Annotated in this window: 13 protein-coding genes and 1 pseudogene; all 14 read left to right on the top strand. The window is 38.6% G+C overall.

Going from position 1 to position 17,384, the window contains the following annotated elements:
• Positions 1-8: 8 nt before the first annotated feature.
• The 14 genes and pseudogenes from J4G36_RS06715 to J4G36_RS06650 all read left to right on the top strand — a co-directional run bounded on the left by J4G36_RS06715 (position 9) and on the right by J4G36_RS06650 (position 17,350).
• On the top strand, positions 9-1,208 hold the full coding sequence (locus tag J4G36_RS06715; RefSeq protein ID WP_210469268.1) for a dihydrolipoamide acetyltransferase family protein: 1,200 nt from the start codon (positions 9-11) through the stop codon (positions 1,206-1,208).
• On the top strand, positions 1,209-2,627 hold the full coding sequence (lpdA, locus tag J4G36_RS06710) for a dihydrolipoyl dehydrogenase (protein ID WP_210469267.1): 1,419 nt from the start codon (positions 1,209-1,211) through the stop codon (positions 2,625-2,627). It begins immediately after the preceding gene.
• 178 nt (positions 2,628-2,805) lie between these two features.
• Positions 2,806-3,798, top strand: a complete 993-nt coding sequence (locus J4G36_RS06705; protein ID WP_210469266.1) for an ABC transporter substrate-binding protein — start codon at positions 2,806-2,808, stop codon at positions 3,796-3,798.
• An 18-nt stretch (positions 3,799-3,816) separates the two neighbouring features.
• Positions 3,817-4,863, top strand: a complete 1,047-nt coding sequence (locus J4G36_RS06700) for an ABC transporter permease (RefSeq protein ID WP_210469265.1) — start codon at positions 3,817-3,819, stop codon at positions 4,861-4,863.
• Positions 4,838-5,635, top strand: coding sequence for an ABC transporter ATP-binding protein (locus J4G36_RS06695; protein ID WP_210469264.1), 798 nt, complete (start codon positions 4,838-4,840; stop codon positions 5,633-5,635). The genes J4G36_RS06700 and J4G36_RS06695 overlap by 26 nt, the downstream gene beginning before the upstream one ends.
• A gap of 116 nt (positions 5,636-5,751) precedes the next feature.
• The gene (locus tag J4G36_RS06690) at positions 5,752-6,864 is read left to right on the top strand and encodes a mandelate racemase/muconate lactonizing enzyme family protein (RefSeq protein ID WP_210469263.1); all 1,113 of its coding nucleotides are present in this window, start codon (positions 5,752-5,754) and stop codon (positions 6,862-6,864) included.
• On the top strand, positions 6,861-7,553 hold the full coding sequence (locus J4G36_RS06685) for a GNAT family N-acetyltransferase (protein ID WP_210469262.1): 693 nt from the start codon (positions 6,861-6,863) through the stop codon (positions 7,551-7,553). The genes J4G36_RS06690 and J4G36_RS06685 overlap by 4 nt, the downstream gene beginning before the upstream one ends.
• A gap of 198 nt (positions 7,554-7,751) precedes the next feature.
• Complete coding sequence (locus J4G36_RS06680) at positions 7,752-8,564, top strand: basic amino acid ABC transporter substrate-binding protein (protein WP_246880424.1); 813 nt, start codon at positions 7,752-7,754, stop codon at positions 8,562-8,564.
• Between the two features lie 83 nt (positions 8,565-8,647).
• Positions 8,648-9,346 carry an amino acid ABC transporter permease gene (locus J4G36_RS06675; protein WP_483315881.1) on the top strand — a complete coding sequence of 233 codons (699 nt, stop codon included), beginning with the start codon at positions 8,648-8,650 and terminating at the stop codon, positions 9,344-9,346.
• A gap of 4 nt (positions 9,347-9,350) precedes the next feature.
• The gene (locus J4G36_RS06670; RefSeq protein WP_210469260.1) at positions 9,351-10,073 is read left to right on the top strand and encodes an amino acid ABC transporter ATP-binding protein; all 723 of its coding nucleotides are present in this window, start codon (positions 9,351-9,353) and stop codon (positions 10,071-10,073) included.
• 177 nt (positions 10,074-10,250) lie between these two features.
• A complete protein-coding gene (locus tag J4G36_RS06665; protein ID WP_210469259.1) occupies positions 10,251-13,238 on the top strand; it encodes an efflux RND transporter permease subunit in 2,988 nt (995 codons plus the stop codon).
• A 172-nt stretch (positions 13,239-13,410) separates the two neighbouring features.
• A complete protein-coding gene (locus J4G36_RS06660) occupies positions 13,411-13,950 on the top strand; it encodes a GNAT family N-acetyltransferase (protein WP_210469258.1) in 540 nt (179 codons plus the stop codon).
• A gap of 74 nt (positions 13,951-14,024) precedes the next feature.
• Positions 14,025-15,870: pseudogene (gene asnB / locus J4G36_RS06655) on the top strand (asparagine synthase (glutamine-hydrolyzing)).
• Positions 15,871-15,892: 22 nt separating this feature from the next.
• Entirely contained in the window at positions 15,893-17,350 is a 1,458-nt protein-coding gene (locus J4G36_RS06650) for an amidase (RefSeq protein ID WP_210469257.1), read from the top strand.
• Positions 17,351-17,384 lie beyond the last annotated feature (34 nt).

Genomic DNA, 17,384 nt, shown 5'->3' with positions numbered 1-17,384 from the left:
GGAATGATGTGCTAGAAGTGAAATTGCATGATATCGGTGAGGGTATGACTGAAGGAGAAATTGTTAATTATTTCGTAAAAGTTGGGGATCGGGTCGTTACCGATCAACCACTAGTCGAAATAATGACGGACAAAATGACAGCTGAACTTCCTTCACCTTGCGTGGGAACGATCCGAAAGATTACTGTGAAACCCGGCGAAACTGTTCAAGTAGGCACGAGTCTGATATTTATAGAAGCGGATAAGGAACATCAAATAATCAGCGAAATAATCACATCGAACAACCCTGTTGCAGCGACAATTGACAAAGGAATTGAACGAATTACCAACCCATTTAAAAGAGTTCTGGCCGCACCTTACACACGCAAAATCGCACGAGATAACAATATCGATTTAGCGGAAGTCCCTGCGATGGATCCGTCCGGCAGAGTTACCGAAGAAGATGTGTATCGATTTATAAAAAAGAATCGGAAGGTAGACGAATTAGCTGGAGGACCAGTGAAGATTAAAGAAGAAACGGCAAATGAAATTCCATTTCGAGGAATACGAAAAGAAATCGCTAAAAAAATGATGAAATCTCTTTTCACGATTCCTCATGTAACCCATTTTGATGAAGTGAATATGACAAAGTTATTTAAAATACGGGAAGAGATGAAAAATATAGGAAATGCAGTATCGGTTCCCGCATTTTTTATCAAAGCACTAACGATTTCATTGAAAGAATTCCCGATTTTTAATGCCGAATTAGATGAAGAAAATGATCGGATATTGCTCAAGAAAAATTATCACATCGGTTTTGCAACAGAAACAAAAAATGGACTTGTAGTTCCAGTTATTCATGATGCAGATAAAAAGTCGATTAAAGACATTCATAATGAGTTAATCGTATTAACCGAAAAAGCAGTCACTGGAAAGCTATCACTTGCCGAAATGCAAAATAGTACATTTTCCATGAGCAATGTTGGTCCGCTTGGAAGTACTGGTGCCACACCAATTATCAATTACCCCGAAACCGCTTTAATCGCATTTCATAAAACAAAAAAACGACCAATTGTAAATGATCAAGATGAAATCGTTATCGGGCATGTCATGACGCTTTCCATGTCCTTTGACCATCGCGTCGCGGATGGTGCGGCTGCTGTATCTTTTACCAACCGATTCATCAATCTTATAGAAGATCCCTATCAACTGCTCTTGGAGATGGTATAAATGGTCGTTGGCGAAATCAGTCAAGAAAGAGATCTAATTATTATTGGCGGGGGCCCGGGCGGTTACTCTGCAGCAATACGCGCGGCACAACTCGGACTGTCTGTGACTTTGATTGAACAAGGAGATATAGGCGGTGTCTGTTTGAATGTAGGATGTATTCCTTCAAAAGTTTTTACGCACGCTGCAGCTAAACTAGCGGCAGAACCACACCTACAAGAATTGGGTATCTCCGGAATTAAAAAAGAATTTAATATTAAACAGCTTCTCGCCTATAAAGCAAAAGTAATTAAGAGGCTTAGGTCTGGCATTGAAAACTTGTGCAAAGAAAATAAGGTGGAAATGATTAACGGAAAAGCGACATTTTTAGCTATCAATCGAATAGGTGTTGAAAATGGGCATCAGTTCGACATTTTCACTTGTAAAAATACAATTATCGCAACAGGAAGTTCACCGGTTATGCCTTTGGGATTGAAAACAACTTCTAGTAGAATTTTATTGGCTCATGAGATATTTAACTTGAGGGAAATTCCAAACGATTTACTAATCATGGGAGATGACTATATCTCCATGGAAGTCGCTTCTGTGTATTCGGCATTAGGCTCGCATGTAACGATTATTCTCGACAATCAACTAGGGTTACAATTTGATGAATCCATAAATAAAGAATTACTTCGGTTATTCAAAAAAAGAAAAATTCGGTTGATTCATAAAGAGAAATTGTTATCAACGAATGAAACGGAAGATGGGGTGACTCTCACAATACAAACGGATAAAAGTAAAGAAGAGACAATCCACGCATCATACCTTTTCGTTTCAGGTACAAGAGTGCCAAATGTTAAAGCCATCGGAATTGAACGTTTTGGAATTGAACAGAATGACCAGGGGTTTATTAAAGTCGATGAAAATATGAAGTCGTCAATCGATTCGATTTATGCAATTGGAGATGTTACTGAAGGACCTACGCTTGCTGTGAAAGCAATTAAACAAGGGAAAGCGGCGGTTGAATCCATTTCAGGGGGGAAGCCAGAAGTCGATCTTACATTTTTACCTGTAATTGTCCACACAATCCCGCCAATTGCCTCGGTAGGTCTGACAGCGCAAGATGTGATGAAATACAAATTGGATGCCCGCATTAGCCAATTTCCTATGCGTAGCAATGGTTACGCCGCAATAACAGCTCATGTAGATGGCTTTATAAAAGTTATTTCGGATTCAAATACTAGTATTATACTTGGGATTCATATGATAGGAGAAGGGGCTGTTGAATTGTCGAGTTCTTTTGTACAATTAGTGGAAATGGCCGCGAAAGAAGAGGACCTAAAGTTTCCTTCATATGCACATCCCGGTTACGGAGAGGCATTACTAGATTCTGTCGAGGGATTGGTTGGACAGGCAATTCATATTATTCCAAGTAAATGATAAGAATTCATTATTTATGCAGAAAAGTTCGATAAAACCATCAATGTAAGCGCTTAATCCCCTTGAATATTCAAAATGTTATTGACTAACTGTTAAAGCCGGTGTAGCATTAAGAAAATTTCACATTTTGAATTAATTAACTAAAAATATAAAATGACTTTAATTAGGGGGAGAATTAATGAAGAATAATTTGAAAAAGATGATGGTTGCACTTTTCAGTGTCGTGCTTATACTTTCAGCATGTGGGGAAAGTGATAAAGCAGAAGAGACTGACAAATCAGGCGCTGACTCGAAAAAATATAAAATAGGTGTCACACAAATTTTAGAACATCCTTCCCTAAATGCAGCTTTTGAAGGTTTTAAAGAAGCATTGGAAGATGCGGGACTTGATGTTGAGTATGATGTGCAGAACGCTCAAAATGATATGGGTAATAATACAACCATCGCTACAAATCTCGTGAACTCTGATGTAGACTTAATCTTTGCCAACTCTACACCTAGTGCACAAGCAGTAGTGGGCGCAACGAAGGATATTCCGGTTGTATTCACATCTGTTACAGATGCAGTAAGCGCTGAATTAATTGAATCAATGGAAAAACCAGGTGGCAATGTAACGGGTACAATCGACTTGCATCCCGATGCAATTCCAAACACCATGAAATTCATGAAAGAGGAATTAGGCGCGAAAAATATCGGCATGGTATTTAATGCAGGAGAACAAAACTCGAGAGCACAAGTAGATTCTGTTAAAGAAATGCTAGAAGAGATGGATATGAAAGTTGTTGAAGCATCTGTATCCACTTCAGCAGAAGTAAAGCAAGCTGCAGAATCGTTAGTGGGTCAAGTAGATGCGTTTTACATTATTACAGATAACACAGTTGTATCTGCACTTGAATCGGTGATTTCAGTTGCGAATGATAATCAAATTCCGATGATGGTCGCTGAATTTGATTCTGTTGAGCGCGGAGGATTAGGTGCATATGGATTTGAATACCGCGATATCGGTTACGAAGCTGGTGAAATGGCTGTTAAGATTTTGAAAGATGGAACAAAACCTGCAGATATACCGGCACAATTCCCGCAGAATTTAAAGTTTGTTGTGAATAAAGATGCAGCAGACAAAATGGGCGTTACAATTAAAGATGAGTGGAAGGCAGAACTTACAGAATAAAATAGGAGATGATTCTAAATGTTTGCTGCACTATTTGGCTCTGTTGAGCAGGGAATCATCTATGCAATAATGGCACTCGGAGTGTATTTATCATTCCGAGTGTTGGACTTTCCAGATTTAACGGTCGATGGAAGTTTTGTTACGGGCGCAGCAGTAGCTGCTACGATGATTCTCTTCGGATATGATCCAATGCTGGCTACTGCAGCAGCTTTACTAATTGGGTTTCTTGCCGGATGTGTTACTGGCCTTTTGCATACTAAAGGAAAAATTAACCCGCTACTTTCTGGAATATTAATGATGATCGCTTTATATTCGATAAATCTAAGGATAATGGGTACGACCTCAACCAGTTCTGTTAGCCGTTCAAATATCCCGTTGTTAAACGAATCAACGTTATTTAGTAAATTTCATGAATTTTGGAGTACGCTCGGTATTGATACTAGCATCAATAGTTTTTTAAAATTGCTAGGTGTTCAATATTTACCTGGGACATGGGGAACATTATTTCTAATGCTCATTATTACCATCATTATTAAATTCATCGTTGATTGGTTCTTGCAAACCGAAGTTGGACTTGCAATTAGGGCAACAGGCGATAATAAAAGAATGATTAGAAGTCTTTCCGCTAATACCGATACGCTTGTTATCCTAGGATTAGGTGTTTCCAATGCACTCGTTGCTTTCTCTGGTGCATTAATTGCTCAATATGGAAAATTTGCGGATGCTGCTATGGGAATTGGAATGATTATAGCTGGATTAGCTTCGGTCATAATTGGAGAAGCAATCTTTGGAACAAAAACGATTATGCGAACAACATTAGCAATTATTGTTGGTGCAGTTATTTACAGACTTGTGCTGGCACTTGCGTTTCGTATTAAATTTTTCGATCCTGGCGATTTAAAAGTAATTACCGCGATTATCGTAATAGGTGCACTAGTTATTCCGCAGTTTATTGAAAAAAGGCGTGAAAGAACTAGGAAAGCGAAACGTCATCTTGAACGAGTAGCTGAGCTAACGATGTCAAAGGAGGAAACTGCAGTTGCTGAAACTCCAACAAATCAATAAGATTTTTAATGAAGCTACTTTAGACGAAAAAATTGCATTGGATGAAGTTAATCTTGAGTTAAAATCAGGAGATTTCGTAACTGTAATTGGGAGTAACGGTGCTGGAAAATCGACTATGCTTAATATGATTTCTGGGGCACTTTCTCCCGATTTCGGCGAGATTATAATTGAGGATACCAATGTAACAAGGTTACCGGAATATAAACGATCTCAGATGATTGGTAGAGTATTCCAAGATCCGATGGCCGGAACCGCGCCTTTAATGACTATTGAAGAGAATCTCGCGATGGCTTATTCAAGGAACAAAAAACGTAGATTTAAAAGAGGCGTGGATAAGAAGCGCAGGGAACTGTTCAAGGAAGCACTAGAAACGCTACATTTGAATCTTGAAAGTCGTCTTAACGCGAAAGTCGGGACGCTATCTGGCGGTGAACGACAAGCTCTTTCGCTTTTGATGGCTACATTTACGCAACCTTCAATTTTACTTCTTGATGAACATACGGCAGCACTGGATCCGTCACGCGCGGAATTAATTACGAATATTACTAAGCTACTTGTTGATAAAGATCAATTAACGACGTTGATGGTAACGCATAATATGCAACAAGCATTAGATCTTGGAAATCGTCTCATTATGATGGATAAAGGTCAGATTATTTTAGAAGTGGAAGCCGAAGAAAAGAAAGATTTGACAATTGCAAAGTTAATGGATGAATTCCAACGTATTCGCGGGGAGAAATTAACGAGCGATAAAGCGTTATTAAGTATATAACTTTTGGAATAGAACAGCTTTGTAGAGCAGTAAGTAATTGCTTTACGGGCTGTTTTTGTTATGCTTTATTGTGAAATGAAATTTAGGGCTTTATATAGGAAAGGACAATAAACATCATGAAAATAACTGAAATTGAAATTTTTGCGATTCATTTGCCGCTTTATGAACCATTTGTCATTAGTTATGCCTCATTTGATTATATGCCGTCAATTATCGTGAAAATCACGACAGATACTGGACATATTGGTTATGGAGAAGGCGTTGCGGATGAACATGTAACAGGGGAAAGTCTAGAAAGTACATATGCGGTATTGAAAAACACAATTGCACTAAAACTGATTGGTGAAAATCCGAAAAATATGGAGCGTATACATGACTTAATGGATGCGACAATTTATGGTGTACCGACTGCAAAAGCAGCAATAGATATCGCTTGTTATGATGTCGTAGGAAAAGCACTTGGTGTTCCGGTTTACGATTTATTAGGGGGAAGGTTTCATAAAGAATTTCCACTCACGCATGTACTAAGCATTGATACGCCTGAAAATATGGCTGATGAAGCAGAAGAACGAGTAGCAGCAGGGTATCGCTCGATGAAAATGAAAGTCGGAACGAATGTTGCTGACGATGTATTACGTATCAATGCGGTGCGTGAACGAGTTGGTGAAGATATCGCTATCCGAGTGGATGTGAACCAAGGATGGAAAAATAGCTCGAACACACTAGGGGGGCTACAAAAATTGGAGGCCAGTGGATTAGACTGGCTGGAGCAACCCGTTCTTGCCGATGATATTGATGGAATGGTAGAAGTGAAAGCTAAATCGTCCACTTCGATGATGATTGATGAAGGACTGCGTGGAGTCAATGAAATGAGAGAGATTATTGCAAAAAGAGCAGCCGACAAAGTCAATATAAAGCTCATGAAATGCGGAGGGATTTACCCTGCGATTAAGCTTGCACATATGGCCGAGATGGCTGGAATCGAATGTCAAATCGGCTCAATGGTAGAATCGTCAATTGGTTCAGCAGCTGGATTTCATGTAGCCTTTTCGAAAAAAGTCTTTACGAGTGTAGAATTAACAGGACCATTAAAGTTTAGTAAAGATGTCGGAAACTTACACTACGACGTGCCATTTATTCGGCTAAATGAAAAAGCAGGACTGGGAATTGATGTTAATGAACAAGTATTACAAGAACTGACAGTGTTCTCAGAGAAGGTAATCGGATGATCAAGCAACTATTATTAAAAAATGGAAAAGAAATTGAGATCAGGCATTTAACTGAAGAAAGTTTACACGAAATCCTATTATTGCAACATAAAGTTATCGATGCTCTGACAACTGATTCTTTTTTGCAACCACTGTCAGCGGAAGAGTTTTCAATTATATTAAACGGAAAAGGACTCATGATTGGTGCTTATTTTAACAACGAGCTAATAGCATTTCGTGCCATGTTGGCGCCTGAATTAGATGAAGAACATTTAGGGAAAGACGCTGGTTTGCCTGAAAGTGATTGGCCACATGTATTATACTCGGAAATCACGAATGTTGATCCCACATTCCGTGGAAATAACTTACAAGTAATACTTGGAAAGATTATTTTGGGGGAAGTGGATAAGACTCGATATCGCTACATTTGCACAACGGTTGCACCGTTTAATATCGCGAGTCTGAAAGACAAATTTGCGCATGGGCTAAGGATTGTTTCTCTTAAAAGGAAATATGGAAACATGCTTAGGTATATCTTGATGAAAGATTTATCGTTGGAGTCGTCGGGAACAAGCACGCTAGATAGTCGGTATGTACCTATGGCGGATACAGAGGAGCAACAACAATTACTTAAGGATGGATGGATTGGATTCGATATAGAAAAAAGAAATGATGGTTGGTTTGTTCGATATAAGAAACCGAAAAACTGAATAATCTAAAGTTGTGAAAACATCTTGCGAAGATCCATTATGCAAGATGTTTTTTTATACAAAACTAGTAAAAAACGCTCAGATGCAATTACTCTATTGTATAGGTCGGCCTATTCATATATAATAATTAGTACTACCTGACTTTTCAGATGATTTTGTATACTGTGAGTGGTGAGGAAAATAAAGGGGGAAATGGCATTGAAGAAAATTACACGTTTCTTTTCTGTAGCACTTTTATTCACATGCGTCAGCATTATTTTGGCCGGGTGTGGAACGGCCGGTAATTCAAGTTCAGAATCAAATACTAATACGAATTCAAATGCTGGAGAGGACGACAAGAAAAGTCTTATTGTCGCAACTGATGCAACGTATGCGCCGATGGAGTATATGGACAACAAGGGTAATATCGTCGGGATTGATGTTGATATTGTGAATGCAATTGCCGAGGCGGCAGGTATAGAAGTTGAATATAAAAACTATGGTTGGGAACCGTTATTTCCGGCAGTAAAGAGTGGAGAAGTCGATTTTGCGGTTTCTTCCATTACGATTACGAAAGAACGACAAAAAGAATTCGATTTTACAGATCCATACTTTAAAGCAAACCAACTCATACTCGTTCCGGAAGACTCGGATGTAACGAAATTTAAGGATTTAAAAGACAAAAGAGTTTCTGCCCAAATTAATACAACTGGACATATTGTAGTTGCTGAATTACTTGGAAAAACAAATAAAAATATTGTAGCAACAGAAACAATGCCTTTTGCAATTACGGAAATGATAAACGGGAATGCTGATGCAGCGGTTGGCGATAATGCGGTAATTATCGATTATCAGAAAAATAATCCAAATGTAAAATTAAAACTAATTGAAGACCCAGATTTTGAAATTGAATATTATGGGCTAATGGTCAAAAAAGGAAATCAAGAAATTATCGATTTATTAAATGAAGGTATTAAAAAAATTAAAGAAAATGGGAAATTGAAAGAAATTACAGGTTTTGATGTAGATTAGATTAATTTGTTTAATTTTTATATTAATATCTACACGTAAACTTGGAGGTGTCTGCAATCGATTTTCCGAACATTAGATTTGATGTGATTTGGGACTATCGGGAATTATTTATTCGCGGGATTGGCGTTACTTTGGCCCTCACATTGGTTGGATATATTGTTGGTTTCCTTTTAGGGCTATTCGTAGCATTAGCGAAAATATCTAAAAAGAAATGGATTCACATACCGGCGAAGCTTTACGTTGATTTTTTCCGTGGAACACCATTATTAGTCCAAATATTATTAATTCATGTTGCGGTCATTCCTACGATATTTGGCCATTCGTTAGGCGCTTTCACATCCGGAATCGTTGCACTTATATTAAATAGTGCGGCCTATAACGCAGAAATAATCCGTGCGGGAATCCAGTCGATTGAAAGAGGACAAATGGAAGCTGCGCGTTCACTCGGTATGCCCAGTGGTGTCGCAATGAAGTCTATCATTTTACCCCAGGCATTTCGAAGAATGATTCCGCCTTTAGGGAATGAGTTAATCGCTTTATTAAAAGACTCTTCTTTAGTTATGGTACTTGCTGTGAATGATATATTGTATGCTGGTAAAGTTGTTGCTGGAGCGAGTTTTCGAACCTGGGAGCCTTACTTGACTACTGCTCTATTATACCTATTCCTCACATATATCTTTTCAACGATTATTTCATATGTGGAAAAACGATTTAGTAATAGTTATGTGCCAGTAAGAAGAAAACGATTATCTTCAATTGGCCGCCAGTCGGGAGATCGATAAAGAAATGATAAAAATTCGTGGGTTATATAAGTCATTTGGTGATCTGGAGGTATTAAGAGGTATTGATTACTCGGTTAAAGAAAAGGAAGTCATATGTGTAATCGGACCAAGTGGATCAGGTAAAAGCACTTTTTTGCGATGTATAAATTTATTGGAAGAAATAACAGCTGGTGAGGTTTTTATTGACGGCGTAAAAGTCAATGACCCTAAAACGGATATTAATGACATCCGAACAGAAGTCGGAATGGTATTCCAACAATTTAACCTGTTTCCGCATATGCGGGTATTGGAAAATATTACGCTAGCGCCGAAAAAAATCAGAAAAATGAATCCGAAAGATGCGAATGAGTTGGCACATCAGCTGCTTAAAAAAGTGGGACTTAGCGATAAAGCCAACGCATATCCAGAACAATTGTCAGGAGGACAACAGCAACGGGTTGCGATTGCAAGATCATTGGCTATGAAACCGAAAATAATGCTTTTCGACGAGCCGACCTCAGCACTTGATCCAGAAATGGTGAAAGAAGTGTTGGATGTAATGAAGCAACTAGCGCTTGAAGGTATGACAATGGTCGTCGTAACCCATGAAATGGGCTTCGCAAGGGAAATGGGAGACCGAGTATTGTTTTTAGACCAAGGTCTTCTTGTTGAGGAAGGGAAACCAAGTCAACTATTTAATCATCCCAAGCATGAGCGAACAAAAGAATTTTTGAGTAAAGTATTATGAAAATTAATGTCCATCCTTTCCGGAGTGCTTTTTGCTCTGTGAAAGGATGGGCTTTTTTTGAAGAGTCAGACCTCGGACCGAGGAGGAGTCATCCCCTAGACTGTTCTATTATTGCCAATTTTCAACTAAGCTGAATATGGATAGAAACTTTCAGAATTTATAGATAGGGGTGTTAATTTGGTACGTTTTTCAAAGTGGGCATTGAAGAACAGAGCTGCGGTTATTTTGTTAGTTGTTTTGACGATGGGGCTTGGAACACTTAGTTATTTTACATTACCAAAAGAATTGTTGCCAGCAGCCGATAATCCGATGGTTACAGTGATTGTCATGGGGCAGGGGGCGGATGCCAAAACTGTCGAGGAGCAAGTAACAAAACCGATTGAAAAAGCAGTTGGATCCGTGAAAGGAAAGAAACACGTCTTTTCAACCGCTGCAGATGGGTATACGTCTGTGGATATCTATCTCGATACATCTGTAGAGATGGATGAAGCAAAAGCTCAAGTACAAGAGGCCCTGAGCGGATTGCAGTTGCCAGAAGGCTATTCATCGCCAATCGTATCACAATTGAACTTTGACATGATACCGTTATGGCAAATCGGCCTTTCATTCCCGAATGGGATTGCACGGGAGGATATGGAAAAGGTCGAGCATGAAATTGTTCCAATGTTTCAAGGAATAACCGGGGTAGCAAATGTCGTTGTCTATGGGAATCAACAAACGCAAGTCACGATAAAACCAGATGTGGAAAAAATGACGAATTATCAAATTCCAGTTCAAAGTTTAATCGGAATACTTCAAGGTAAAAACCTTGCAGTAGCAGTCGGCGAAGAAACAATCAATGAAAAGAAGACTACTATTAAAGTGATTGGTCAAATCAAAGGTATAAAAGAACTTGAAGAATTGCAAATTGCACCGAATATTCAGTTGAAAGACATTGCAAAAGTTGCCGTTACAGATTCGACTGCAACATTTTTAACGCGTGTAAATGGAGAGGAAGCAGTCGCATTACTTCTATATAAAGACTCGAATGCAAACGCGGTTGCGATTGGTAAAAAAGTAACTGAGTCAATCGCACATGTGAATGAAACATTTACATCTACTATTAAAGCATCGATGCTTATCTCATTCTCAGATTTTATTGTCCAGTCTGTTGATAGTATGATGGGCGCGGTACTCATGGGCGCATTATTTGCTACGATTATTATATTTTTGTTTTTACGCCATATACGCATGACATTAATTACGGTAGTAAGTATTCCACTTTCATTAGGGTTAACATTGTTTTTGCTATCGCAGTCGGGCGTTACGCTAAACCTATTGACAATTGGGGCTGTTGCCGTAGCGGTGGGTCGATTAGTTGATGATAGCATAGTTGTTATTGAAAATATTTTCCGGAAAGCACAACATGGTGACTTTTCGAAAGATGTAATCATAAATGCTACGAAGGAGGTTGCTGCGGCAATTACTTCTTCAACTTTAACAACAGTTGCAGTCTTTTTACCGATGGGTCTTGTTAAGTCAATGCAAGACTTATTGTTGCCGTTTGCACTTACGATTACGTATGCCCTATTATCGTCTCTACTCGTTGCGTTAACAGTTGTTCCGCTTATGAGTACGCGATTAATGAAAAAAGGTAAATTGCCAGTTTATAAAAAACCTGCAGTGTATCTTCGTATATTGACATGGTGTCTACGTCATAAATGGGTACCGCTAGTCTTATCGGTGATTGTGTTTTTCGGTTCAATTGGGATGTATGCGATGATGCCAAAAGGGGCTGAAGAGGCGGGGGACAATGACGTAAGCATATTATTGGAATATCCAGATGAAATTCCTCTTAAAACAGTCAAAAATCAAGTATTTGACTTAGAAAAGTATCTAAATGCGCAATCAGAAGTAGAAGAAGTAATACTTTTTTTGGGATCGAATCCTGAAGATGCACAGTTTAGCACTGTAAATTCACAAAATACTGGGCGTTTTCATGTAGTGATGAAAGAAAGTGCGAATACCGAAAAGTTTGTTGAACAAATTAATAGAAGAACTAAGGAATATAGTGATGCGAAAGTAGAAGTTGAGGTTCTAGCTTCATTAATTAGTTTTAGTGATTCGACAATCACGTTAGATATTGTTGGAAAAGATGCTAACAAACTCGTTCTAGCATCGGAAGAAATCATGGAAGTTGTAAAGAATATTAAGGGCGTTGAAAAAGTTTCCACTAACCAAAGTGAATTAAAGTCAGTACACGAAATCGTCGTTGATCAGGAGAAAGCAAATGCAGAAGAAATTGCGAGGCAGGTTAGTTTTATATTAAACCCTTTACCGATTGGTTCAATAAAATTGGATGATAAGGATACTGTCGTCTTGTTGGATAGTACGCTCTCCTTAACTCAGGTAGAAGATATTAACCAATTGCCTGTTGTTGTAAATGAAGAAATCGTGCCACTTTCAGCAATCGCAAAGCTAGAAAGATTAATGAAACCTACGAGTGTTTTACGAAAAGATGGAAATGAATATCTGCGGATTAGTGTCGAAGTGAATTCGGGCGACTTATCAGGGATTGCCAATGAGATAACAATGAAAACGGCTCATCTTACACTGCCAGAAGGGGTCATTTTGGAAGCTGGTGGAGCTGCTAGTGTCCAAAACGAGCAGTTTATGGAGTTATTCCAACTCATGGCTGTTTCGATTGGCCTCGTGTATTTGATAATGGTGCTCACATTTAAAACATTACGTGCACCATTAGTCATTCTCTTCACCCTACCCCTTGCAATGATAGGGGCAATTCTTGGCTTGTTAATCGCAAGAACGCCAATCGATATTGGGGCAATGCTTGGGGCATTAATGTTAATAGGGATTGTCGTAACAAATGCAATCGTACTTTTAGATCGTGTTAGACAAAACGAAGAAAAAATGCCGATTCGCGAGGCGTTGCTTGAAGCCGGTGCAACTCGATTCCGTCCAATAATAATGACCGCTCTTGCTACAATTTTTGCGATGATTCCATTATTAGTCGGAAAAGAAGAAATGGGCAGCATTCTTGTTTCAAAAGGTTTAGCAGTTGTCGTTATTGGGGGATTGGCAGTTGCCACGTTACTCACCTTGGTTGTCATACCGGTTGTTTATGAATTGTTTCACTTTCGGAAAGCGAAGCAACAAAGAGACTTATAATTTAATCCGGACATTCTTAGGATATACGGGTGAACATGCTAAAAGCATATAAGCGGAAAACAGTCGCTTATATGCTTTTTCCTTTGAATAAAAGAAGGGAATTCATTCCGCATTAGAGAATAGTCGTAATAGTTACGTTAGTTGCCCAAAATGACTGTCAAGGAGTGGTAACATGTTTCCCATGTTAGAAACAGAAAGATTAATATTAAGGGAAATTACGAATGAAGATGCCAATGCTGTTTATTCTAGTTTTTCCAATGATGAAGTTACGCGCTATTACGGCCAAGATACTATGAAAGATATTGAAGAAGCAGAAAAAATAATCGATATATTTGCATTAAATTACATTGAGAAGCGCGGCATTCGATGGGGCATACAAAGAAAAGACGATCAAAAAGTTATTGGAACGATTGGTTTTCATGCATGGGTTCATAAACACAAACGGGCTGAAATCGGCTATGAAATTCATCCGGATTATTGGAGAAACGGATATACCCACGAAGCACTACTCAAAATCATCTCATATGGGTTTGAAGAAATGAGGTTAACACGAATTGGCGCAGTCGTATTTACAGAAAATGAAGCATCTAATAAGTTGTTAACGAAAATAGGTTTCCAAAAAGAAGGATTATTAAATGACTATATGTATCAAAATGGTAAACCACATGATACGTATATATATTCCTTCGTTAATAATGATGGTCTTGTATAGTTTTCACAAGATGACATAGTGAATACGAATGACGCATAATATCGAAGCAATCGAGTTAAAAGTAGGATGGTGTTATGACCGGGTTCGTTGGAGTGATATTTTCAGATCAGCAGGAAGTGAATGGAAGGCAAGAACAAATGATTAAAGAAATGACTTCAGCTATATCCCAAAGTAATCCTAAGAAAGAAGTTTATTATTTTGATGAGTATTTCTATTGTGGGTCATGTGGCAATGACGAATCGTTATCCTTTGAAAATGGACGTTATTGGATTTGTTTAACTGGGAAAATATACAATCATCTGGAAATCCGTCAAGAATTAATCGATAAGAACCATGTGTTTTCAACGGATTTAGAGGCTGAAATAATCCTTGCTCTGTATTGTGAATTTAGAGAAGAAGCTGTTCACAAGCTCAGCGGGAGTTTTGGATTTGTCATCTGGGATAAACAAGAACGGAAATTATTTGGAGCACGCGATTCGTTTGGGATTAAACCGATTTATTTTTTGGAACTAGATGATATCGCTTATTTTTCGTCTAGTAAACAAAGCTTGTTATTGATAGAAAATATGGAAATTGATAAGGATGCGGTTCAGCACTATTTTAGTTTTCAATATGTACCGGAACCTAGTACAATGACGCGAGGAATTAGGAAGTTATTGCCTGGCCATTATTTTACTAAATGTGTAGGACAAGAAATGAAACTAGAATGTTATTGGAAACCGAACTTCAATCCTGTTCATTTAGATGAATTCCAATCGATTAATGAAATTCGCGACGTGTTGTCTAATTCAGTGGATGTTCATATGCGTGGTGATTTACCTTGCGGGGCATTCTTGTCGGGTGGAATTGATTCAACGATTATTGTTTCTTTGGCGAAACGGGTGAATCCACAGATTCAAACATTTACGGTAGGTTTCGAAAGAGATGGATACAGTGAAGTGGATGTTGCACAGCAAACTGCTGATAAACTTCAATTGGATAATATCAGTTATATAATTTCTCCAGAAGAATTTATAGAGGAACTTCCCAAAATCGTTTGGCATTTAGGAGATCCAATGGCCGATCCATCAGCAGTTCCGCTTTATTTTGCCGCGCGTGAAGCTAAAAAACATGTTGGTGTTGTTCTTTCAGGCGAAGGAGCCGATGAGTTGTTCGGTGGTTACAATATTTATTTGGAACCCCATTCACTTAGGTTCTTCAATTACATCCCTCAACCGATAAAAGTGATGCTTGGAAAAGTTAGCCGCTTGTTACCTGATGGATTTAAAGGAAAGAGTTTTATTGAACGCGGTATAACACCATTAGAACAACGATATATTGGCAATGCAAAAATATTTAATGAAATTGAAAAACGTGTATTGCTTCAATCATATAATTCCACTATGCATTATACGCATATAACCAAGCCAATTTATGATGATTCGATGGGTTATGACGCGGTTACAAAAATGCGAAATATTGATATTCATACATGGTTAAGAGGGGACATTTTGGTGAAAGCAGATCGAATGTCATTTGCACATTCTCTTGAATTGCGTCTCCCATTTTTGGATGAGAAAGTTTTTGACGTGGCATCAAAATTACGAACAAATGATAAGGTACGAAATAACATGACAAAATATTCACTACGAAAAGCAGCGGAGGGGCTTGTCCCAACGCATGTTCTTGAATCGACGGAAATTAGGTTTTCCTGTTCCAATTCGCCATTGGCTAAAAGACGAGATATATGATTGGGCTGTGCAATTAATTCGTACTAGTGAAACTGATCACATTCTAAATAAACGCTATATCGACAAATTATTAGATGACCATTTGTTGAATAAAAAAGATAATAGCCGAAAACTGTGGACGATTCTTATTTTTATACTGTGGCATCAAATCTATATAGAGGGGACGTTCAAACCTGATTGCGAGAAGTAACTAGGTCAAGGAAAGGCGGGTGATGGATGTGAACGGATTGGAGCAAGTAGATGTAGAAGCAAAGTGGGAAATTCTGTTAGATCTGGATGCGAGTGAACTTGTGCGAATGATTGCTCATAAAGAAATTACCTCACGTGAAGCTACGGAGAGATATATTGAGCATATAAAAAATGTGAATCCCGCGCTCAACTTTTTAGTAGAAGAGAGATTTAAGGATGCACTAGAAGAAGCAGATGAAGCTGACCGGCTGATAGCCGAAAATAAGTCAAACGGAAAACTTTTTGGAGTCCCGATTAGTATGAAAGAGTCCTTTCATGTCGCTGGGATGAAGACGACTGGCGGTTTGTTAGCTAGGAAAGACGCAATCCAAAATTCAGATGCTGAGTTGGTCAAGAAGTTAAAGAGTGAAGGCGCAATCATTTTAGGGAAAACAAATACCCCAGAACTTTGCTTCTGCCAAGAAACAGATAATAAATTATATGGTCGGACGAATAACGCACGAGATACTTCTAGGACGGCAGGGGGCTCTAGTGGCGGTGAAGCAGTCATGATTTCAGTGGGCGGAGCTGCGGCAGGGCTTGGATCAGATATAGGTGGTTCAATACGCTTTCCATGTCATTTTAATGGCGTTATCGGATTTAAGTCGGGCAATAGTCAAGTTTCTTCGGTTGGAAGTTATCCGCCCGAAAGCCATTCGCTTCAATGCAGAATGCTAGGAATAGGTCCGATTACGAAATCGGTAAGAGATGCAAAATTACTCTATAATATTATCGCGAAAACAGAAGTAAATGATAAAGCAGTTGAAGCGTTTACGATAAGTTTTCTATCGGAAACGGAGTATCCGTTATCCACGGTTACTGCAAATTTGATGGATTCCGTATATAGTCGTTTAAAAGATGAATTTAATACAGAAAGAACCATTCCACCTTTTTTCGAAGAATCTTCTCGCCTATGGCAAGAAATTATGTCTATCAATGGTGCCGCAGGTCCTGGAAAAGAAGCATTTGGAGACGAGCCGGTACGGCCACTCCGTGCATATTTGAGTGAATCAGTTAGCGGGAAATCAAAAGTTCATCGATACATGTCGTGGGCGCTAATTGGTGCTTCCTTATTTAAGCCATCTGTAACGCGTGTGAAAGAAATTGAAGTGTTTGTTGCTCGTGGTGATGATATCTTAAATGACTACTTACACGAACGGATACTCATTCATCCCGTTTATCATACAGCAGCCCCAAAACACGGCGTTGTGTATAAGGAAATTTTTTCGATTAGAAAAACATATGAAAAATATATGCCTTATGTCGCGTATGCGAATGTTTGGGGTCTTCCATCGTTAACGATTCCAATCGGAGCTGATGAAGCAGGTATGCCTATTGCAATACAGTTAGTCAGTAAAAATGGAAATGAAGATGCGCTTTTTAATCTTGGAGAATTAATCGAACAAGAATTTCTGAGTTATCAACGCGTTAATTTGGGATAAAGAAGTGGGGACCAGAGTATGGTCCCTAAATTAG

The sequence above is a fragment of the Sporosarcina sp. 6E9 genome (assembly GCF_017921835.1).
Lineage (GTDB): Bacteria > Bacillota > Bacilli > Bacillales_A > Planococcaceae > Sporosarcina.
The sequence above is the reverse complement of the archived record's forward strand: the minus strand, read 5'-3'. Positions and strand labels throughout refer to the sequence as shown.